This window comes from Agrobacterium sp. (assembly GCF_059499945.1).
The window spans coordinates 21,182-41,416 of the sequence record NZ_JCABZP010000015.1 but is presented as its reverse complement, the minus strand read 5'-3'; the positions used below and the strand labels follow the sequence as shown (position 1 = coordinate 41,416).

Here is a 20,235-nt window from a genome sequence, read left to right as displayed (position 1 = left end):
CTGCGCGACCGCGATCAGGGTGCCGCGTTGCCGTCGTCGGCAAGGATGGCGTCGAACAGCTCGCCGGTGACGGAGCCGGCCGGGCCGACAGCCTTGAGGGCGGCTTCGATCGGCGCCTGTACCATGCGGTTGAAATCCCAGCCGGCGTCGCTCACTTCGCCGATAAAGGCGAAATCGGCTTCGGAAACCACGGCGCCACCGGCGACGAGGGCTTCGATGCCCTGAATCTGAACCTGGTCCAGTTCCGCTTCAGGCTGGCCGTTCTGACGAACGAGCATGGACTTTGCGGCCGCTGCCACGCGGGCATAACCATCCACGCCGGGATGGTTGGCTTCATAGGCGGCAATCGTCTCATGCGACACGGACGCAACCCGCAGCGGCGCCGTGCGAATGAAGAGAACGCCGAAACCCTTTTTTCCGACAATGAAGAAATGCGAGGACATAATATCTCCTATTTGATCCCAGCTAATCGAAGTGCGTGATAGAATTTTTCATTCGCTACCGGGTCCCGGTCTGGAGACAGGCTGCTGATCTCCCTCGCCGTCATACCCGGATAGTTTTCCTTAAGCCTGCTGCCGGTTTCGCGGGCGGCGACCAAATCGCCATGCAAAGCGTGGCTTGCGGTCAGAACGCGCAGCGCCGGCTCGTCATTTTCCATCCGCCCGCACAGTTCCACCGCCGTGCCGTAATCCTCGCGCTTGAACGCGATGCTGGCGCCGGCCCACCAGTAGATGTCGGGCGCAAGCGGATTGAGGTCGATGGCCTGCTGAAATTTCTCCCAGGCGATTTCCGCATCTCCGAAATGGGCGAGCGCATCGGCATGCTGAAGCAGGAGGTCGGCGGAGTTAGGCGCCAGCGCCTCCGCCTCGAAGAATTTTTCGGCGGAGATGTCGAAATCCCGCTGGTAGAGCGCCACCACTGCGCACATCCAGTGGCCGACACCAAGAGCGGGGTCGATCTCGACGGAGGAATCCGCTTCCGCCTTGGCGCGATGCAGGAGATGGGGATCATTGCCGCCAAGCATCAGCCATTCCAGCTGCAGGCTCTGCGCCACACGGGCGCGGGCAACCGCCAGGCTATGGTCGAGATCGACCGCCTTGCGGAACATCGAGCGGGCTCTTCGAAGAAGCGGCAGGTCGCATTTGCCGCGCAGAAGCTGCTGGCCCTCCAGCAATTGCCGATAGGCCTCGCCGCTATGGTTGCGGTCGGGTTCCACCTGAAGCCGCTCGATTTCGCGGGCAAGTGCTGCGGCCACCTGTTTGGACAGCAGCCGGAAGGCGGCGTGGATATGCCGCTCGGTCAGGACTGCCTCCAGCGACCAGACGATTTCACCGCTTGCATCCTCGATCAAGGCAACCGACATGCGGGTTTCGTCGAACACGGTCGAAATGATACGGTAATCCGCCCGCAGCATGGCGTAGCTGTCATCGGCCCGCTGATGCGCCAGTGCAAAGGTGCTGTGCGGCGAAAGGACGGTGAAGGTCCGGTATCGGACAAGGCTGTTGGCGACATCCTCGACGAAGGCCTGCATGACCGGCGAGACCGGTTGCCCGTCAACCCTTGCCGGGCGAACGAATGCGACGCGGGGTTTAGTCTGGGATTTTCGGCGGTTGCCCTCTTCCGGCTCGGCGGCGACCGTTATCGTGGCGGTCAGACTTTGTATTCTCCGCCTCAGCGCCACGGTTTCCGCTTCCGGGGAACGCCCCTCCTGGCGGAGCTGCTCCATCAGAAGCTGGTGCATGCCCTCGCAGGCGCTGATGTTTCCGATCCGCGCATAGGCCGCCATGGCGGCGCGGTAGGTTTCTTCGCGCTCCGGCTCGATCTTGCAGGCGCATTCGGCAAGCCTGGCGATATCGTTCGAACTGGCGCGACCAAAACGCGTCAATTCTTCCAGAAGCTGGGTGTAGCTGGAAAAGAACAGGTCCCTGAGACGACGGCGCTCGGAAAGCAGCCAGAGATAAAGATGATCCTGTCCGGCCTCCAACCCCTCCAGCAACTCGCCGCCGAATTCAAGCAGCGCATTGAGCCGCCGCATCGGGTCTTCGGCCCTTGCGCCGGCAAGGAAGATGGCAAGGTCGGTTCGCTGCGCCAGCTTGCCGGCCTTAAGATCGTTTCCTTCGGTCAGAAGGATCGCCTCATCCTCGTTGGGAAGCTTCTGCAGGCGCAGGATCAGCTGCCGCAGATTGCCGAGAGCCCTTTTCTGCTCGACATTTTCCCACAGCAGCGATGCGGCATGCTGGCGGGAAAGGGACTGGTTCGGCGCAAGGATAAGGGCGGCAGTGAGGGCGAAGCCCTTGGACGGAAAAAATGCCTCCCGCACCGCATCACAGCGCGGGGTGCCAAAAAGCCGGATCGGTATCAGTTCAGCGTTCCCAGCCACTTTCGTCCCCTCATGAATCATCATCTAACAACGTGCCCGGGAAATTGAAAGTCATCATAGCATTCCATTTGACGCTGGTGTGACGCGGCCTGCCTATTGTCGCAGACAGAAGCATGAATGACGGGTGGAAAACAGCGGACATGCGGCAGGCAGGCATCGGGATTTTTCGAAAGTGATAGCGTTTAACGGAAGCTACATGGCCTTCGAGCCGCGCATCGAACCTTATCAGCGTGCCGACGATGTCGGATATGCGGTCAGTGAATTCATGTGGTTCAAGGGCCGTCCGTTCTATCCGGTCTCGGCGCTGGTCCATGCGAAGGTCGCGCATGCCAGGCTGTCGGCGAAGAAAGGCGATGAGGAGGACGAGGATAATCTCGATATCCTCTTTCGTATGCCGTTGGTGGCGGGCGGGCATTTTTTCGAGATCGTGCTGCGGTCGAATGAAGGAACGTCCTACGGCGGCTGGGTGTGGGGAGAAGAGCTGGAAATCCTGAATGAATTCGTCAACGGCTATCGCGTTCTGGCGGGGAAGTTCGACGACAGGTTCATCCGGTTCGAATACTCAAAGCGGTTTCAGCGTTATCGGACGATCGAGCCGCTGCCGGTGGAAAAATCCGTCTTCCTGATCCAGCGGGAGACAAAGCCCTATGCGGGCGGGCGTGGTCTGCCGGGAGCCCTGGTGCCCTGATCGCGGGGACGTCTTTGGGGCGTGAAGGCGTGGACTGCACAGATTGCGGCATGCCCGGTAAAGCGCGGCTTTATCGGAGGTCGTCAGGGAATATTTTTATTTTTATTGTGTGGAAAATTATGATGCTCAATAGAGGTAAAGTGCGTAACAGGGGGATGTCACCGCAACTTGCGGCGGTGAATTGCGCTTCCAGCGACGATACGCTTTCCGATGCGGAGAGCGTTGATGACGAGTCGTGCCCGCCTCTGCGCAATGACAGGCTTTATGTTGTCAGCGAACCGATTTCCCGGACATTGCCCTCACCCGCCCTCGGAGATGATCAAGCGCGGGAGGAGACGCCGGCCAGGACCGAGATCCGCAACAGGGTCGTCGATTCCGATATCAGGGCGGCAAAATGGGCCTGGGCGATATTGGCGATCGCGCATTGCTGGCTGATTTATTTCATGGTGCACAATCTCGGGGGGTGAAACATCCGTCGCCACCCTTTGCACGCCCTCAGTCCGTTTCGCCAATACTGTGCAGGATCATTGCCGCCGCGCCGAAGGCCACGGGGTCCGTTGCGACGACCCCGGGCAGCAGGATTTGTGGCTGGATGACCTTAGCGCCGCTGAACGGGTCCGAAACCTCATAATCCAGCCACTTCGCCAGTTTTTCGCGCACCATTTTCGGTAAGGTGCCGCCGACATAGATGGCGTCGGGCGCCAATACCGCGCTGACGGCAAAGCCAAGGCGGGCAACCTGTGGCCCGGCCCGGTCCAGCCACGCGTCGAGCACGGCGGTGTTGCGGGACAGGTAGTCCGTCCAGATGTCAGGAGCCCGTCCGGAGGGTTTTTCGCCGACATGCTCGAGGCACCAGGCCGCCAAATCTTCGAAAGAGGGCCGTGAGTTTCCGCGACCACGCAGGGCGCCGATCTCGCCGGCATTGCCGAGAAAACCGCGATAAAGTTCGTTCCTGATGATGATGCCGCCGCCGATACCTTCGGATAGGTAGAGATAGGCGAAATTTTCGTGCCCCGCCGTATTGCCGAGCGTGAGTTCGCCCATGGCCGCCGCATTGGCGTCGTTTTCGATAATCACCGGGCAGCGCAGCGCCTCGCGCAGCATGGTGGAAAGGTCGGAGCCCGCCCAGGAAATGACCTCGTCAGCAAGATCGAGCGACATCGCCTCGTTGCGAAAGCGGGTCGGCATGGCAATCGCCGCACCGATCAGGTCGTTGCGGCTAATCGCGTTTTTTGAAAGCAGCTCTTCGGATCCTTCCTCAAGTGCCCGCTGGACATCGGAAAACGCGTCATAGGAACCGCGCATCTGCAATTCGCCAACGATCTCCCCGCCGAAATTCAGCAGCGTCAGCATCACCGAATAACGATTGGCATGGGCGCCGAGGGCATAACCGACGGTTTTCTTGAGCATGAGGTCGATATGGGGAGCGCCGCGGCCTTCCTGCCGGCGCGCGCCTTCCTCGATAAGACCGCGTTCCAGCAGGTTGCGAGTCATCATGCTCACGGCCGCCGGTGTGACGTTGCAATATTCCGCAAGTTCGACCCGCGATGCCGAGCCCTTGCGCCTGATGTAACCCAGAAGTGCGCCCTGTGTCGCGCCGATACCCGCAAATCCGCCGTTTCGTTTCTCAGCCAAAGTTCTGCTCTCCCAGCTTTAGTGCCGGAAATGTCATAAAGCTGTAAATTAAGCAACTTAATTAAATAATCAGTTTCAACGGGAATGCACCTCATGTTTAAATCTCTTTCCCTGGCGGCCACGGTCGCCATCGGCGCACTTTTGCCGGCCATTGCCTTTGCCGAAGACATCAACGTCAAACTCTGGACGCTCGCCGACAAGAACGCGCCCGCCCGCGTCACCAACATTGAAGCGGCGGCCGGCATCATGAACGCGCAGTTCAAGGCCGCCGGCGTCGACAAGCGCATCGTCATCGACACGAACAATAGCAGCGTGCAGGGCTGGGACGGTTTCGCTCTCGATACGCTGAAGGCATTTTCGGTGGGGCAGGGGCCGGATATCTACATTCTGCCGCATGAATGGATTGGCCAGTTCGCGCAGGACGGTTATGCCATGCCGATGGAAGACAGGATCGCCGCCGGCCCGTGGGTCTATGGCGATATTCTTCCGGTCCTCTGGAATTCGGCCAAGGGCACCGACGGCAAGATTTACGGTATTCCACAGGACGCGGAAATCCGCATGTTCTTCTACAATAAGGACATGCTGCGCAAGATCGGCAAGGACGAGGCCTTTATCGAAAGCCTGCCGGCCAAGGTCGATGCCGGTGAATTCACGCTCGATGATCTGACCGCGCTGTCGAAGGAAGTGGTCGACGGCAAGGCCGCTCAATATGGCATGCTGCATCGCCCGAATGTCGGTATCGACTATCTGATGGTGTTTCAGTCCTATGGCGTGAAGTTCATGGACGAAAAGACCGGCAAGCTTGTCTTCCCCAAGGCGGAAATGGTGAAGGCGCTCGGCTGGTATGAGCGCAACGCCAAGCAGGGCGTCACGCCGGTCGACAATACCGCCATGAGCTGGGAAGCCATCCAGACCGCCTTCAAACAGGAAAAGGCCTTCATCTTCCATCAGGGCGTGTGGGCCGTTGCCTGGCAGGTTGGTGACAAGAACGGCGCAACCTGGCCGACCGATCGCGAAGGATATTTCAACAAGATCGGCTGGATTTCCGCACCGGCAGCCGAAAAGGGCGGCAAACCGGTCAACCTGTCGCATCCGTTGCTCTATACCGTCAACCCGAAGAGTGCCAATGCCGATATTGCCGCCGATCTCGTGGCGCTGGCGACCTTGCCCTATTTCAACAACGAGCACGCCGTCACTTCCTATCACACCGCCATCAGCAACGCGCAGACGGCCATGCCGAAATACCGCGACAACTGGGTTCTTTCCGCCGCATCGCCGATGATGAAGGACGCACGGTTCGTGCCTAATCACACCAAGTTCGGCAGCTACAACAAGGTGCTGTTCAGCGGCCTGCAGGCGGTCGAGACCGGCAAGATGACGGCCGAACAGGCGGTCGATTTCATCGCCGACGAACTCGAACTGCAATTTGGCGCGGATATCGAAATCCGCGAAGCCGCAAGCAACTGAGTTTTATCAGACACCACGCCGCCCGGTTACGCCGGGCGGCTTTCCCGTGTTCCCACCGGTATATCCCAATGTCTCAGTTCCAGCTCAGGGCGCGTCGTCCGGCCCGGCCGATTTTTTATCTGGCGCCGGCTCTTGCCCTGCTCGGCGTCTTTTTCCTGGCGCCGATCGTCGTCAATCTGGTGATCGCCTTTACCGATATGGGCGCGAATCTGAAGGTCGGCAAATTCACGGTCGAGAATTTCCAGCGCATGGTGCAGCGTGATGTACGCCTGCCGGTCGTGCTTTTGACGACATTCATCTATGTCGGCGCAACGCTGTTTCTCTTCAATATCGGCCTCGGCGCGCTTCTGGCGGTCACGACGACGGCGATACCCGACAGGCTGGGCAATTTCTTCCGCGGCCTGTGGCTGCTGCCGCGCATGAGCCCGGCCGTGCTTTACGGCGTGCTCTGGATATGGATTGCCGATCCGACCTCCTCCGGCCTGCTCAACCAGTTCCTCGGTATGCTCGGCGCACCGGCGCTCAACCTGCGCAACGACTTTCCGCTGTTTCTGGTGGTGGTGGCGAACGGCGTCGTCGGCGCATCCTTCGCCATGGTCATCCTGACATCATCGATCCGCTCGATACCCTCGCATCTCGCCAATGCGGCGCGCGTCGATGGCGCCAGCGAATGGGGCGTGCTCCGCCACGTTATCGCACCGGCGCTTTCGGCTCCGATCCGTTTCATCACGCTCTATCAGGCGCTGTCGCTGATGACGACCTATGAATATATCCTGCTGATCACCGGCGGCGGCCCTGTCTACGACAGCACCACCTATGCGCTTTATATCTACCGGCGCGCCTTCGAAAACGGTGCTTACGCCTATGGCGCGGCGCTGGCGCTCGGCCTGATGGCCATCGGCGTCGCCGTGACCCTCGTTCAATGGCGCGTCAGCAACATGCGCGCGACCTTTGCCCCCGCCAAAATCGAGGTGCTGTGATGACGCTCGTTCAAAGCCACGCCCGGCGCGCCTCCGATCTGAAACCGGACTGGGCGCATCTTGAAAGACGCAGCCGCGCCCATCGTGTCGGCTTCCTTCCCGTCATCCTCGTGTTTCTCACGGTCGTCTCCGTCCCGGTTCTCCTGCCCTATCTCTGGCTGCTGGTGAAATCGCTGACCAGTTCCGACGACAATCTCAGCCGGCTGGTGCTGTGGCGCAGCGGCGCGATTGCCGCGCTGGCCTATTTCGGGGCGATTGCGATCGCGCTGTTTTCAGCACGCCTGCGCAACCCCGCACTGCTCTGGCTCGCGCTCGGCGTCGTGGTGGCGGCGCTGGTCTTCGTGCTTGTGCTGCCGCATCTGACCATCGAGAATTACAGCTTCCTGTGGAGCCGTGACATCGAGAAAACCGGCAATACCCGCATTGCGCTGATGCCGTCCGTCTGGACAGCCATGCGCAGCTCGCTGCTGTTTGCCGCTTCCCAGACCCTGATCGTTGCGCTGGTCGCCACGCCGGCTGCCTATGCACTGTCGCGCTTTGCCTTTGCCGGACGTGAAAACATCCTGCGCGGACTTCTGCTGCTCCACGCATTTCCCGCACTGGCGCTGACTGTCGCGATCTTCGTGCAGTTGCACTACATGGGGCTGCTCAACAATCTCTTCGGTGTCGTGCTGGTCATGAGCGCGCTGGAATTGCCCTTTGCGATCTTCGTTCTCAAGGGCTTCTTCGACAATGTCCCCTGGGACATCGAGATGAGTGCCGTCACGGATGGCGCGACCCGTTTCCAGGCCTTTCGCATGGTGGTTCTGCCGCAGGTCAGAAGCGGGCTGATAGCTGTCGCCACCTTCACCTTTCTGCGGGGCTGGGAAGAATATGTCTTTGTCCAGACCCTGCTCATCGAAAAAAGCCAGATGACGATGAGCCTCTACCTCTTCTTCGTGGCACAGGACAGCGTGGGCGTGAATTACGGCATGATCGCCGCTGTCGGCATCATCTATCTGCTGCCTGTGCTGATCATTTACATCTTCACCCAGAAATACATCACCCAGATGAGTTTCGGCGGGATCAAAGGATAATCGCCATGGCCAGGATCACCCTCGACAAAGTCACCAAAAGCTGGGGTGACACCCGGGTTCTGCAACCCATGACGCTGACGATCGAAGACGGCGAATTCGTCGCCGTTCTCGGCCCGTCGGGATGCGGAAAATCGACCACGCTTTTCCTGCTCGCCGGGCTTTACGCGCCGACCGGCGGAGAGATCGCCTTCGACGGCCACAACGTCAACCGCATCGATGCGCGCGACCGCAATGTCGGCATCGTCTTCCAGTCCTATGCGCTTTATCCCAATCTGACGGTACGGCAGAACATCGCCTTTCCGCTGCGTTTCAAGAATGTGCCGCGCGAGGAGGCGGCGCGGCGGGTGGAGGAGGCGGCAAGCCTCGTGCAGATCAGCGCGTTGCTCGACCGGCGGCCCTCGCAGCTTTCCGGCGGTCAGCAGCAGCGTGTGGCGCTGGCTAGAGCGTTGGTCAAGGAACCGAATATCCTGCTTCTGGACGAGCCGCTCTCCAATCTCGATGCGACCCTGCGCATCACGATGCGGGCCGAGCTGAAAAACCTGCAGAAGCGGCTGAAGATCACCACTCTGATCGTCACCCATGACCAGATCGAGGCGATCACCATGGCGGACAGGATCATCTGCATGAATAATGGCGCCATTGCACAGATCGGTACGCCAGACGATCTTTATCGCCGGCCCAACAACCTGTTCGTCGCCGGGTTCATCGGCACGCCGCCGATGAACCTCTTGAAGGGGCAGGCGCAGGGCGAGCAGCTGCGGATCGGCGATGCCCGCCTCGACATCAATGCCCGTTGCGACGGTGAGATCACCTTCGGGCTGCGCCCCGAGGATATCACCCTTACCAAGCCAGCCGAAGCGTGGCTTGAAGGGGCGGTCGCCACCGTCGAGCCGATGGGGCGCGAGGTTTTCTACAGCATCGACACACCCGCAGGTGTCATCCATGCGCTGGAATATGGCGAGACGATAAGGCATGCGCCCGGTGAGCGGGTTGGCATCAGCTGCAAATCCGGTCTGACCCTTGTTTTTGACGCAGCCGGCAACCGCATTGCCGGACTGCACGCCGATCTTTCCCACAATTCGACCACGCCGGCGCGTCAGCCGGAACCCGTAAACTGACAGGACATTCCATGCCCAAAATTGTCTCCCATCGCGGCGCCAACCGTTTCGCGCCCGAAAACACCTTTGCCGCCGCCGATCTCGCTCTAGAGCAGGGTGCGGATTATATCGAGCTTGATGTGCGCGAGAGTGCGGATGGCATACTGTATGTCTTTCACGACGAAACGCTTGACCGCACGACCGACGGTACCGGGCCTATCGGCCATGCCCTGTCGAGCGAGATCGATGCGCTGGATGCGGGCAGCTGGTTCGGGGAAAACTTCAAGGGCGCTGTGGTGCCGCGTCTTGATGCCTATCTTCGCCATTTGCGCGGCCGCTGCGGCGTTTATGTCGAGCTGAAATATTGCGATCCCGTCAAGGTCGCCGCCCTGGTGCGCGATCTCGGCATGTTGCGCGATACTTTCTTTTTCTCCTTTTCCGAGGAAATGCGCCGCGGTCTGCAGGCCATCGCACCCGAATTCCGCAAGATGATGACGCTCGACATTGCGAAGTCGCCTTCGCTGGCGACGGCCGTGCACCATGCCTCGATCATAGAGATCACGCCGGCACAGATGCGGCGGCCCGGTCTTGTCGCGGCATGCCGCAAGGCCGGTCTCGAAATCATGGTCTATTACGGCGGTGATGACATCGACCTTCATAAAGAGATCGCATTGGCCGGGGTAGACTACGTCAACATCGACCGCCCGGACCTGTTCGATACGATGCGCCGTACCGCGCAGCTCCCTGAATTCGCATAACCTTCCTTCCCCTTGGAGATCATGACATGAGCAATCTTATAGGTACCGGCTTCAACGCCGGCTCGGACGATGGCGAACTGGCCACCCTTGAAAGCGATCTTCGCGCGCTTGCCGAAATTGGCTGCGACACCGTAGAAATCGCCGCAACAAGCCTCGATATGATCGCTGGCGGCCGGATCATCGAGGAGCGCGCCGACCGTTTCGTGTCGCTCGCAAAGCAGTTCGACTTCCGCTACACCGTGCACGGTCTCGTCTCTTCGAATTTCATGGACCCGGTGACATGCCGTTACCAGATCGATGCGGCCAAGGCGCTTGCCGTTCTCTGTGACCGTATCGGCGCAGGCATCCTCGTCCAGCACAGCGGCGCCCTGCGTGCCGACCAGATCGCCGAACGGGCCGATGCCGACAGCCGCGAGCGGGAAGCGCTTTTCGAACTGGCGGAGTTCTGCAGGCCCTATGGCGTGCGTATCGCCCTTGAGAATATCTTCTCCACCGAGCCCGGCCAATACCGCCAGACGCCGGCCGAAGTGGCTGCGACCGTGAAGGCTGTCGGTCACGACAATGTCGTGGCGCTGATCGACTTCAGCCATGCCTATCTCGAATCCACCTATCGTGGCCTCGATTTCCGCGATGAGCTTCGCGCCATGGCGCCGGTTGCCGGCCATCTGCATGTGCACGATTCCTTCGGCCGCCCGCAGGGCTTTTATCAGCCTTATTTTGCCCAGGAAAACACGGCGCTTGGCATCGGCGATCTGCACATGCCGCTCGGCTGGGGCGATATCGACTGGCAGGGCATCTTCTCCGAACTTTCGTTCCTGCCCGATACCGTGCTGATGATGGAAATCGGCCGCCGTTACCGCGCCGAGCAGCCGGCAAGCCTCGAAACGGCGCGGCATCTGATGTCGCTTAATGCCGCCCGCACCCAACTCGCAGCCGAGTGATGGCCTGAACAAGGTGTAATTCGACAGGCTGATGTTTGAAACACCGGCAGTCCCGATGCGACTGCCGGTGTTTTTGGTCTACGCTGCCCAGTCGGAGAGCGAATAGGCCCTGATATAATCGATCATCATCTGCGAGCCGTCGCTGAAATCAGCATCCGATGGTGTTCCCGCGGTTCCGCCGACGGCAAGGTTGACGACCATATACATCGGGTCATGCATATCGTCAGGCGTCTCCGTCTGCGCCACGGCGACATCGTCGAAATACCAGGTTATGTGTTCGGCATCCCACAACACGCCGTAAGTGTGAAACCCTTCCGTGCTCGGCACGCTGACATTGTTGATGACCGATGTCTGTTCACCGGTGGCGTTGGAATGGGCGGACATGATGAGCGTATTGGGATTCTGGCCGCGCATTTCGATGACATCGAGTTCCGGCGGCCAGGAGCCGTCTTCGGGCAGGAGCCAGAAGGCAGGCCAGGCGCCCCGGTCGGTCGGCATATCGGCGCGAATTTCGAAATATCCATAGGTCTGGCTGAAGGAGGAATAGGTGTTCAGCATGCCGGAGGTATAATCGTAACCCTCGACTTCATCGGCAATCGATTGCGCGGTTTTCTCGGCGGTTATCGTCAGGACGCCGTTTGCAACGCTGAACGGATTGACCTCCGACGTGCCGGCATAAGAGGGGTTGATGTACCATTGCGCCTCACCATTCGTCGTCAGCGAGCTCCCCTTTTCGGGTGCCCACCAATATTTGGCGTCCCAGGTGCCCTGATTGCCGCTGTGCAGGGACAGCGCGTCGAATTCATCGGCAAAGGTCTGGGTGAGAGAGGATCGATCGAGGCTGAGCTCGAACTGGTCGGCCTGAAGGTCGTCTATGGTTTTTCCTGCAAGAACGATGGCCTCGCCATTTGAAAAATTGAGCCACAGGTCGCTGCCCTGCTGCGTGGCGTTGCCGGCCAGCTGATCGAAGGATGTGATACCGTAACCATTCAGCCGGATCGTGTCATTGGCGCTGAAATCCATGATGAGATCTGTACCGTTACCGCTCGTAAAAACGAAAGTGTCGGCCCCGCCGCCACCGATCAGTACGTCGTTGCCGGCCCCGCCATCGATCGTCTGGCTGCCCGATCCGCCGGTGATGATATTGTCGAGTGAATTGCCGAAGGCGTAACGACCGTCACCCGTTACCCTGAGATTCTCGAAATTGTCGGGCAAGGTGTAACTCATCCAGGTATCGATGGTGTCAATGCCCTCCCCGGCATTTTCGACGGCACGATTGATACCGGAATAGAGATAATAGATATCGTCGCCGGTGCCGCCCGCCATGGTCACGTTGACGGAGCTGTCACCCCACATGGAATCATTGCCGGCGGTGCCGGCGAGCCGCGGGCCGGAGCCCGTGGCGGAGAAAAATCCGGTGGAACTGCCGCTGTAATAGAGTGTGTCTCCAAGCGCATTCACTACTGTCCGGGCCATGAACCGTCTCCTGTCCGTTAGCGTTGGTGTCCTCACTCCTCCTGCTGCACACCCTAACAGGGCAAAAAGCCTCCTGTTAGGCCGAAATATAAGGGGTATGTTCCCCTGCGGTTGCATTCAGCCGTTGAACGGGCGCGTTGTCATCGGTCGGTTCCGCCTGTTATATGTCGGGTTTTGAACCATCTGCGCGCTCTTGCTGTACCCCTGCGGGTGATGGCAAGATCGGGGCGGATTGCAGATGTCCGCGCGGCATCTGAGGAATGGAGTATCAGGATTGAGCGTAGCCTTTACCAAGGAAGACAGCGCGGAAACCGCAGCCGAAACCGTTCTGCCGGATCGGGTAATCTCGCCTCATCCCAATCTGGTAACGCAGTCCGGGCTGAAGGCGCTGGAAGAGCAGTTGCGGCTGGCGCGCGAAGCCTGTGAGGCGGCCAATGCCATTGAAGACATCAATGAAAGACGGCGCATTTCCGCCAATCCGTTGCGGGATCTGCGATATTTCTCCGAGCGGGTCCGCACCGCGCAACTGATGCCTGATCCGCCAGCGGACGGCGTCGTCGCCTTCGGCAGTCTGGTGACGTTCAGCCGCGATGACGGACGAACGCAACGGTTTCGGATCGTCGGCGAAGATGAGGCCGACCCGGCTGCCGGAACGATGTCCTATGTCTCCCCGGTTGCAAGGGTGCTGACGGGAAAAATGGCTGGTGATCTGGTCAGTTTGGGCGGCAGGGAGATCGAAATCATCGAAGTCGCCTGACGCCCGGGCCGGACTGGGTAAAATGGGCCCTCAAAAATAAGGGCCTTCTTGTTGCTATCTGCCGTCAGACAATAAGGGGCTGAGGCCCGGATTACCGATAACGATTCCTTCTTCTCGGTGGCGAGCGTCATCTGCTGTTCCCAGCATCCGCATCACTGTGGTCTTCAGGAAGAGCCTGAAGTCCAGATCTATGGCGGCGTAGGCGAGGGCAAGCCCCACATGGGCCATGAAGACGGGATTGAAATTCAGCTCTTCGAACTGATAGCCGATAATGATCCCGATCGCCGAATAGACGAAAAAGCCGATCTTGCGTTTTCGGAAAATTGCATAAAACAGCGCAAAGGCGCTCATCATGCAAAATCCCAGGCCGGAAGCGTAGGCGGTGGCCATAAAGCCGTTATGGGGCGTACCGATCTTTGCGATACGCGCAAGCTCTTCATATCGAGCGGTAAATCCGATGCCCAACGGATGCAGGAACATGACCTGAAAACCGCCGGTGATCGTCTCCCACCGCTCATGCAAGTTGTTGCTGCTATTGCTGTCCTCGAGAAAACGTTTCGAAAATACCTCTCCCGCGAAGTCGAAAGCGCCGAGCGGCAGAACGGCGGCGATGACAAGGGCGCATAAAGCAAAGCCGAAATACGTGCTGAGCAGCATTTTGACCGAAAAATTCCGGACGTAAAAATAAAGTCCGATGGCGAGCACGGCAAACACACCCGAGCGGTTGAGCGTGAGCGTAAAGCTTGCCAGGTATATGAGCAGAAACACCGCAAACAGCGCGGGCCGTCTTTGGCGTTCGGCGAGATAGGCAGCGGCTGCTCCGGCCAGTGCGAAGGCTGGTCCAGCGGTGTTTCCCACAGGCCAGATGCCGCCTGCCTTTTCGACGCGCAAAAGCAGCGGCGTTATTTCACCTTTTGCCGCGAGTTCCAGGACGCCCGCTTCATCGAACATGAAGGACAATCCGATGGAGGCGAGCTGGTCATGAATGACGATGTCAAGGAAAAGCAGGATAGTCACGGCTATGAAGCCCGCGAACATGCCCCAGCAGAACAGTTCGAGAAGGTTCTCCTTGAACAGCATGTAGGCAAAGAAGAGAAAATAGACCGCATAAAAATAGGTCATCGCCGTCGTATAAAATTCGCCATCGCCACGCGCGTCGGCAAACAGGGCCGTCAGTGCAAACAGGACCGTCAGCGGCAGGAGGTAAAACAGGGCGATCGACGGTGTCAGGCAGCGAATGTAAAGCAGCGCAATGACGGGCAGCGTCATCAGCACCAGCATGTCGGTAATGTTGAGGAAACGCAGGCCGATATTGCTGGTCACCACGTTGCACTGAATGAAGAAACCGATGGAAAAAACGAATATAGCCAGAAAGATGCCGGGAATATTGATTGTTTTTGAAGGATAAAGCGGCATTGCCAAAACGAAACCCGGTAGGGCGGGCAGGCGCGATGCCGCATGATTTTTTCGTTTTTTCATTCGCGGCCTTTATCTTTTGTAGGCGGATTTCGACGGTCCCTTAGAGAGGGGCGTTACCGCGCGGCAATAAATATAATATGGCGACCATTAGTGGGCTCGATGACGTCGCCACGCAAGATAATTTTATCCGTTTCTCCATTAGACAAGATTGCCTTTCGGCAAATCCCCTTCGACCGCGATGATGCGCTGAATGTGAACTGGCTCATTTGAGGTGGGCGCGCTGGTGCCGAATGCGGGAAGGATGCGCAGATAAAAATTATACCCGGTCGGGCTCATGTCTGGATCTATGGCGATCCCGTTGGCGATCGCCCACATCCAGCCGCTGTTACCGGAGATGTTGGCGCCTCCAAATTGCAGGGCGGAGCAAGCGATCGTCCGGACTGCGCCGCCGCTTTTCACGACCATCGTGACATATGGAAGTCGCTGCCTCTCGTTATTCCTGTAAAGCACGGCGAAGGAGACGGTCTTGCCGATCATTGCTGCGGCCTCCGCGTTGCGGAAATAGCGAGTGAGTCCTGCCGTCTGGCTGCCATTTGCATGTAGGGCAAGGCTGCTGGTGAAGGATGGAGAAAAAATGACGTCGGTAGTTTTGGTAACTGAGCCCGGCGCAATCAGGCCCCAGCCCGTCGGAGCGGAGCCCGACCAGTCGGTAAAGTCACCATTCCCTATGAGATTGGCGGCAGGCAGCTTCGGCCAGCAAGGTGTCTGAAAACCGCTGTCGGATGCCGAAGCGAGGTAGGAATCGAACAGGGTTCGGGCAATGAGCCGCGATCCAGCATCGTTCGGGTGGATATTGTCCCGATAAAGGGCGGCGTCCTTGGCCTTCGCCAGAAACGCCGCATGCGTATCCACCAGCGTAAGGTTCGGATGTGCTCGGGCCAAATCGAGGATTGCCTGATAGACCTTGTCGTAACCCGTCCCATCACGCCACGGGTTCTGCGTGGTGATGAGCTGTGGCGTGCCCGGCCATTGCCATTCGGTCATGCCGAGCGGGCCGAGCAGGGTGGATCGCCCGGAGCTCAAAATGCCGCCAGGCACCTCGAAGGTCTGCATATTATGGCCCTGATGCAGGATGCAAAGATCCGGACGGGGGATGTTCAGCGCCGCTGCGCGCTGTTCCGCGAGCATGTAACCCGCCATGCCGCCGGGCAGCGTTGCGAGATAGACCGCCAGCCTCGCCCCCTTACCGGCGCGCAGCGTGACCGGTTCCGCATAGGCTTTTGGCCCGGTGGCGGCATTCGTTTCCCATTCCGCCCAGCGATGTAACACCACCGTCGTATCGTGCAGTTCGCCGAGCATCATCGCAAATTGATGAAATGGTCCGGCTTCGGCATGGGCGGTGCTGTCGCCGTTCACGAACAGCGTGGCATTCTGACCCGCTGCCAGCCGGGCGCGCAGGACAGAGAACGCCGTCAAGGAAAGACCGATGGCGCCCATGGTCCGGGGGCGGATGCCGAGCGTTACGCCGATCATGCTGCCACCTCTTCCGTTCGTGCCATATATATGCATATGTTGTATCCGAGCGCTGTCATCGTTCGTTCTCCTGGTCTGGCCTCAGGATAATTCCGCCGTGAGGCACGGGGAAAAAATGCCGGAGCGGAATGGCGATCAGCGCATAAAAACAAACGTCATGAATTTTTCTTGCATTTCGTCTGAAGTATGAAAATAGAATATTTGTATTTTACTTTTGCTATTTTTGAATTTTATTACTAATAAAGGTTCTGATGCTGGTATTTTTATCTAGCAACGTGCATTTCTCTGTAATCTCCGACGAAGATATCCCTGTCGCTATCGCGCAGGATGGTTCTTTTCGCAGGTGTGCTGTTCATGCCCGCAATCAAAACCAGACGCATCGTGGGTTCTCTCCTACGGCAGGGGAGACGCCATGACATCCGCTCTTTTTGTCAGCCATACCGGAGAGAAGGGCGGCGCCGAACTTTTTCTGGCTGATCTCGTCAAGGGTGGACCGCATTCCTGGCGCGCTTGTTTTCTCAGTGGTGGTGCGGCCGCAGATGATTTGGTTGACGCCGGGCGGCCTCCGGTCATGCTGTCCGCCGGAGAAAAAATGCTGTCGATCCGCCGCAATGCGTCGTTCGGCGCCCTGTTACGCGGAGCGGCTGATGTGATGGCGGTCGCCTGGCAATTGAGCCGGGAGGCGCGGCATTATGATGTGATCTGCGCCAACTCGCAAAAGGCGCTTTTTGTCTGCGCGCTGGCCGCGAAGCTCAGCCGTCGCCCGCTCGTCTGGATTTTGCACGATATCGTCACCGATCCCGCTTTCAGCACCACCAACCGTCGGGCTTCGCTGGCATTTGCGCGCCTTTTCGCCAGGCTGGTGGCTGTCAACTCCGAGGAGACGGGCCGGGCTTTCATCGAAGCCGGCGGTGAGGCGAATAAGGTTCGCATCGTTTACAACGGCTTCGATCCCGCCAGGGCAAAGGTCTACGAGCCGGGCAAGGCCGCGCGGCTGCGAGCGGAACTGGGCCTCGGTCCGCAACCGCTTGTCGGCCTTTTTGGCCGGCTGAGCGAATGGAAGGGACAGCATGTATTTCTGGAGGCGATTGCGGCGATGGAGGGCGTGCAGGCGGTGATCGTCGGGGGAGCGCTTTTCGGGCAGGAGGCCTATGAGGCGCGCATCCGCGAACAGGCGTCCAGTCTCGGTCTCGACGGCCGTGTCCGCTTCCTCGGTTTCCGCTCGGATGTGCCGGAACTGATGGCGGCGATGGATGCGGTTGCTCACACCTCAATTGTTGCCGAGCCCTTCGGCCGGGTGGTTGTCGAGGCCATGATGTGCGGGCGTCCGGTTGTCGCCACGCGCGGCGGCGGGGTTACCGAAATCATCCGTGACGGCGAAACGGGCCTTCTCGTGCCGCCGGGAGAGCCATCTGCGCTGGCCGCAGCGCTCGGCCGCGTCCTGTCCGATCCGGCTCTGGCGGAAAGGCTGGCGCAAAAGGGGAGGGAGGATGTGAGCCAACGTTTCTCGCTGGAGGAAACCTGCAGGTCCGTTTCCGCGCTGCTGGAGGAGGCAGCGTGAGCTTCCGTTCGGTGATCGACAGGAACAGGCAATGCCGGCAGGCGGAAGGGCCAGGATGCGCATTCTCGTAAACATGCCGAGCCAATATGGCGGTAAGGCTTCAGGTGTCGCCCGCGTCACCTTCAGCCTGCTGGAGCGGCTGCTGGAGCAGACAGGTGACGATTATATTCTGCGCTCTCCGTGGACGCGGGCGCAACTGCCAGAAAGCCTGCGCGACAGCCGATTGCAGCTTATCGAGACTCCGCGGCCCCGCATCATGGTTTTTGACGTGGTGCATCAGGCCGCCATGCTGCCCGCGCTTTGCCGCCAGCATGGCATTGATGTGCTGTTTAACGCCGATCCTTTCGGAAGTCCCCTCGGCGGCAAACGGCGTCTCACCCTTGTTCACGATCTTTATTTCAAAACCATTCCCGAACAGATCGGCTGGCGGGCAACCCTGACGACCGATTTCATCTTCAAGCTGATGATGGCCGGCTCGGATCAGGTTATCTGCGTATCCGACGCGACGCGGAAGGATCTGGCGCGTTTTTATCCTGCCGCTGCCAATAAGAGCCTTACCATTCATTCCGACAGTACGCTAAATGTCGATCCCGAGACTCTTGGTTTGGTACCGCCTGTTGCCGGGCGCTACATATTGGTGGTCGGAAACGCGACTTCCAACAAGAATTTTTCCCTCCTTGGCAAAGCCTTTGCCATACTCGGAAAAAAATGGCCGGATCTGCGTGTCGTGCATGTCGGCCGCGACGAGGCGGAGGAAATCGCCTGCGCGCTGGCTGATCCGGAATTGAAAACCCGGCTGATCCGGCTTTCCGGCATAGATGATCGGCAGCTGGCCGAACTTTACCGGCATGCCGCCTGCCTTTGTGTACCCTCTACCTATGAGGGGTTCTGCCTGCCTGTGCTGGAGGCGCAGCAGCTGGGATGCCCGGTCGTCTGCTCCAACCGTTCCGCAACGCCGGAGATCGCCGGCAATGGCGCCCTGACTTTCGATCCGGCGGACACTCAAAGCCTTGTTGACGCGCTTGAGCGGCTTCTGGGGAATCCGGAACTCGCAGACAATCTTCGCCAGGCAGGTTATGAGAACCGTAAATTATATTCGTGGCAGAAGGCGGCGGAGAGCTACGCGCAGCTTTTTCAAGCGCGGCGTTGAGACCAGGGGATGCCCAAGCGCCTTGTCTCGACAGTGACGGTTCATGCGTCGTCGGTTCTACGCACATCCGAATAGAGCTTTTCATAGGCTGCGACGACCCCTTCGGGTGCGACACCTTGCCGAATTCGCTCCCGGGTTTCAGGGGTTTCCTCGAGCATGGCGGGATTGCGCATGGCCTCCGCCATGCGCGCGGCCAGTTCGGCGGCATTGCCCGGCGCGAACAGGCGTTCCGGCCTGTCCGCGCCGATCTGTTCGGCAACGCCCGCAAGATTTGCGCCGATGACGGGTACGCCGCGCAGAATGGCTTCGGCGACGGTACGTCCGAAAGCCTCCGGCCATAAGGGCGGGACGATGAGGCAGTCTATGCCGGCGAAGAAATGATCGGCCTCCACATAGCCCGGAAACGTTACCGGAAGGCCGGCTGTCTTTTGCTGATAGGCCTCGATACCATCAGGCGCGCGGCCCGCCATGACCAGTCGCCAGCCTTGCGGCGGCAGGAGCTGCAGGGCCTCGATCAGCAGGTCCGCTCCCTTCGCCGCTTCGATGCGGCCCAGATAACCGAAGACGAGCGGCTCTCCCGGCGCGCGGGGGAGGCGCGGTTGCGGCGAAGCCGGTGGTGAAATCGCATTCCAGATCACCGTGCGGCGGTTTTCGGGCACCTGGGTAAAAAAGCCGGCCCGCACATGGCGCTCGACGATATCGCGACCAACGCCGGCAACCGCATCAACCGCGCATTGGCAACGCCGATGGAGGTAAGAAAAGGCGCGGCATTTTTTGCTTCTGCCATCGCAGATATGCCCGTCGTGAAACAGCGATCCGTTGGTGCACATGCTCGTGAAATCATGCAGCGAATGAACGAGCGGAATGCCGCGTTTGCGGATCATCGGCCATATCAGCGGCGTCAGTTCCGAGAGCGAGTGGGTATTGACCACGTCCGGCCGGAAATCATCGATGACACGCGCAAGCCGGCGAACGAGGCGCGGATCCAGCTGCACGGCGATCTTGTAGTATTTCCGCTTCCATTCCGGTTGTTGCCCCCAGTCGCCGATGAAGAACGGCGTGGTGTGCCCTAGGCGGTGAATGGCAAAACCGTCGCGCTGTTCCGCTGCCTGCTCTTTACGGGAGATGGCGGCCACCGCGATCGTGTGTCCTTTATCGGCAAGTCCACGCGCGAGGTCCTCCACGAATATTTCCGCACCGCCCACCCGATCCGGAGCAAATAGCGAGGTTATCTGCAATATCCGCATGCTCAAATTCCTGCGCCCATGGCGTTAAGATCACGACAATTATGTTGCATCCGCGAACCAATGCCAAACT

The 20,235-nt window shown here is 59.3% G+C and carries 18 protein-coding genes; 11 read left to right on the top strand and 7 right to left on the bottom strand.

Annotated elements, in window-relative coordinates:
* Window positions 1-14 precede the first annotated feature (14 nt).
* Window positions 15-443, bottom strand: a complete 429-nt coding sequence (locus AC5I5B_RS17730; RefSeq protein WP_060724938.1) for a hypothetical protein — start codon at window positions 441-443, stop codon at window positions 15-17.
* An 8-nt stretch (window positions 444-451) separates the two neighbouring features.
* Window positions 452-2,404, bottom strand: coding sequence for an AfsR/SARP family transcriptional regulator (locus AC5I5B_RS17725; RefSeq protein WP_065695112.1), 1,953 nt, complete (start codon window positions 2,402-2,404; stop codon window positions 452-454).
* 172 nt (window positions 2,405-2,576) lie between these two features.
* Here AC5I5B_RS17725 and AC5I5B_RS17720 point away from each other — a divergent pair, with 172 nt between their 5' ends.
* Both AC5I5B_RS17720 and AC5I5B_RS17715 read left to right on the top strand, forming a co-directional pair.
* Entirely contained in the window at window positions 2,577-3,068 is a 492-nt protein-coding gene (locus tag AC5I5B_RS17720) for a hypothetical protein (RefSeq protein ID WP_003509559.1), read from the top strand.
* Window positions 3,069-3,118: 50 nt separating this feature from the next.
* Window positions 3,119-3,535 (top strand): hypothetical protein, encoded by a 417-nt coding sequence (locus AC5I5B_RS17715; protein ID WP_223567331.1) that lies wholly within the window; start codon window positions 3,119-3,121, stop codon window positions 3,533-3,535.
* 28 nt (window positions 3,536-3,563) lie between these two features.
* Here AC5I5B_RS17715 and AC5I5B_RS17710 read toward each other — a convergent pair whose 3' ends face one another.
* Entirely contained in the window at window positions 3,564-4,703 is a 1,140-nt protein-coding gene (locus tag AC5I5B_RS17710) for an ROK family transcriptional regulator (protein ID WP_003509555.1), read from the bottom strand.
* A gap of 93 nt (window positions 4,704-4,796) precedes the next feature.
* On the opposite strand from AC5I5B_RS17710, the gene AC5I5B_RS17705 reads away from it, so the two are divergent.
* The 6 genes from AC5I5B_RS17705 to AC5I5B_RS17680 all read left to right on the top strand — a co-directional run bounded on the left by AC5I5B_RS17705 (window position 4,797) and on the right by AC5I5B_RS17680 (window position 11,022).
* On the top strand, window positions 4,797-6,170 hold the full coding sequence (locus AC5I5B_RS17705; protein WP_111833907.1) for an ABC transporter substrate-binding protein: 1,374 nt from the start codon (window positions 4,797-4,799) through the stop codon (window positions 6,168-6,170).
* A 68-nt stretch (window positions 6,171-6,238) separates the two neighbouring features.
* On the top strand, window positions 6,239-7,150 hold the full coding sequence (locus AC5I5B_RS17700; RefSeq protein ID WP_003509551.1) for a carbohydrate ABC transporter permease: 912 nt from the start codon (window positions 6,239-6,241) through the stop codon (window positions 7,148-7,150).
* The gene (locus AC5I5B_RS17695; protein ID WP_003509549.1) at window positions 7,150-8,226 is read left to right on the top strand and encodes a carbohydrate ABC transporter permease; all 1,077 of its coding nucleotides are present in this window, start codon (window positions 7,150-7,152) and stop codon (window positions 8,224-8,226) included. The genes AC5I5B_RS17700 and AC5I5B_RS17695 overlap by 1 nt, the downstream gene beginning before the upstream one ends.
* Before the next feature lie 5 nt (window positions 8,227-8,231).
* Window positions 8,232-9,344 carry an ABC transporter ATP-binding protein gene (locus AC5I5B_RS17690; RefSeq protein WP_003509548.1) on the top strand — a complete coding sequence of 371 codons (1,113 nt, stop codon included), beginning with the start codon at window positions 8,232-8,234 and terminating at the stop codon, window positions 9,342-9,344.
* Between the two features lie 11 nt (window positions 9,345-9,355).
* Window positions 9,356-10,081, top strand: a complete 726-nt coding sequence (gene ugpQ, locus AC5I5B_RS17685) for a glycerophosphodiester phosphodiesterase (RefSeq protein ID WP_003509547.1) — start codon at window positions 9,356-9,358, stop codon at window positions 10,079-10,081.
* A gap of 26 nt (window positions 10,082-10,107) precedes the next feature.
* On the top strand, window positions 10,108-11,022 hold the full coding sequence (locus AC5I5B_RS17680; protein ID WP_003509546.1) for a TIM barrel protein: 915 nt from the start codon (window positions 10,108-10,110) through the stop codon (window positions 11,020-11,022).
* 78 nt (window positions 11,023-11,100) lie between these two features.
* On the opposite strand, the gene eglC is transcribed toward AC5I5B_RS17680, so the two are convergent.
* A complete protein-coding gene (eglC, locus tag AC5I5B_RS17675) occupies window positions 11,101-12,498 on the bottom strand; it encodes an endo-1,3-1,4-beta-glycanase EglC (RefSeq protein WP_035213495.1) in 1,398 nt (465 codons plus the stop codon).
* A 274-nt stretch (window positions 12,499-12,772) separates the two neighbouring features.
* Between eglC and greA the strand changes: the two genes are divergently transcribed.
* Window positions 12,773-13,255, top strand: a complete 483-nt coding sequence (gene greA, locus AC5I5B_RS17670) for a transcription elongation factor GreA (RefSeq protein WP_003509544.1) — start codon at window positions 12,773-12,775, stop codon at window positions 13,253-13,255.
* A gap of 54 nt (window positions 13,256-13,309) precedes the next feature.
* Here greA and AC5I5B_RS17665 read toward each other — a convergent pair whose 3' ends face one another.
* Together AC5I5B_RS17665 and AC5I5B_RS17660 are read right to left on the bottom strand one after the other, a co-directional pair.
* A complete protein-coding gene (locus AC5I5B_RS17665) occupies window positions 13,310-14,734 on the bottom strand; it encodes an O-antigen ligase family protein (protein WP_162694578.1) in 1,425 nt (474 codons plus the stop codon).
* A gap of 138 nt (window positions 14,735-14,872) precedes the next feature.
* Window positions 14,873-16,207 carry an SGNH/GDSL hydrolase family protein gene (locus AC5I5B_RS17660; RefSeq protein WP_162695479.1) on the bottom strand — a complete coding sequence of 445 codons (1,335 nt, stop codon included), beginning with the start codon at window positions 16,205-16,207 and terminating at the stop codon, window positions 14,873-14,875.
* A gap of 412 nt (window positions 16,208-16,619) precedes the next feature.
* Between AC5I5B_RS17660 and AC5I5B_RS17655 the strand changes: the two genes are divergently transcribed.
* Window positions 16,620-17,768, top strand: a complete 1,149-nt coding sequence (locus AC5I5B_RS17655) for a glycosyltransferase family 4 protein (protein ID WP_111833904.1) — start codon at window positions 16,620-16,622, stop codon at window positions 17,766-17,768.
* Window positions 17,769-17,823: 55 nt separating this feature from the next.
* Window positions 17,824-18,918 (top strand): glycosyltransferase family 4 protein, encoded by a 1,095-nt coding sequence (locus AC5I5B_RS17650; RefSeq protein ID WP_099087289.1) that lies wholly within the window; start codon window positions 17,824-17,826, stop codon window positions 18,916-18,918.
* 41 nt (window positions 18,919-18,959) lie between these two features.
* Here the strand turns inward: AC5I5B_RS17650 and AC5I5B_RS17645 are convergent, their stop codons facing one another.
* Window positions 18,960-20,165 (bottom strand): glycosyltransferase family 4 protein, encoded by a 1,206-nt coding sequence (locus tag AC5I5B_RS17645; protein ID WP_111833903.1) that lies wholly within the window; start codon window positions 20,163-20,165, stop codon window positions 18,960-18,962.
* Between the last annotated feature and the right edge of the window lie 70 nt (window positions 20,166-20,235).

Coding starts and splice junctions, on each gene's coding strand:
- AC5I5B_RS17730 (WP_060724938.1), bottom strand. CDS start 443: ATGTCCTCGCATTTCTTCATTGTCGGAAAAAAGGGTTTCGGCGTTCTC.
- AC5I5B_RS17725 (WP_065695112.1), bottom strand. CDS start 2,404: ATGATGATTCATGAGGGGACGAAAGTGGCTGGGAACGCTGAACTGATA.
- AC5I5B_RS17720 (WP_003509559.1), top strand. CDS start 2,577: ATGGCCTTCGAGCCGCGCATCGAACCTTATCAGCGTGCCGACGATGTC.
- AC5I5B_RS17715 (WP_223567331.1), top strand. CDS start 3,119: ATGCCCGGTAAAGCGCGGCTTTATCGGAGGTCGTCAGGGAATATTTTT.
- AC5I5B_RS17705 (WP_111833907.1), top strand. CDS start 4,797: ATGTTTAAATCTCTTTCCCTGGCGGCCACGGTCGCCATCGGCGCACTT.
- AC5I5B_RS17700 (WP_003509551.1), top strand. CDS start 6,239: ATGTCTCAGTTCCAGCTCAGGGCGCGTCGTCCGGCCCGGCCGATTTTT.
- AC5I5B_RS17695 (WP_003509549.1), top strand. CDS start 7,150: ATGACGCTCGTTCAAAGCCACGCCCGGCGCGCCTCCGATCTGAAACCG.
- AC5I5B_RS17690 (WP_003509548.1), top strand. CDS start 8,232: ATGGCCAGGATCACCCTCGACAAAGTCACCAAAAGCTGGGGTGACACC.
- ugpQ (WP_003509547.1), top strand. CDS start 9,356: ATGCCCAAAATTGTCTCCCATCGCGGCGCCAACCGTTTCGCGCCCGAA.
- AC5I5B_RS17680 (WP_003509546.1), top strand. CDS start 10,108: ATGAGCAATCTTATAGGTACCGGCTTCAACGCCGGCTCGGACGATGGC.
- eglC (WP_035213495.1), bottom strand. CDS start 12,498: ATGGCCCGGACAGTAGTGAATGCGCTTGGAGACACACTCTATTACAGC.
- AC5I5B_RS17665 (WP_162694578.1), bottom strand. CDS start 14,734: ATGAAAAAACGAAAAAATCATGCGGCATCGCGCCTGCCCGCCCTACCG.
- AC5I5B_RS17660 (WP_162695479.1), bottom strand. CDS start 16,207: ATGATCGGCGTAACGCTCGGCATCCGCCCCCGGACCATGGGCGCCATC.
- AC5I5B_RS17655 (WP_111833904.1), top strand. CDS start 16,620: ATGACATCCGCTCTTTTTGTCAGCCATACCGGAGAGAAGGGCGGCGCC.
- AC5I5B_RS17650 (WP_099087289.1), top strand. CDS start 17,824: ATGCGCATTCTCGTAAACATGCCGAGCCAATATGGCGGTAAGGCTTCA.
- AC5I5B_RS17645 (WP_111833903.1), bottom strand. CDS start 20,165: ATGCGGATATTGCAGATAACCTCGCTATTTGCTCCGGATCGGGTGGGC.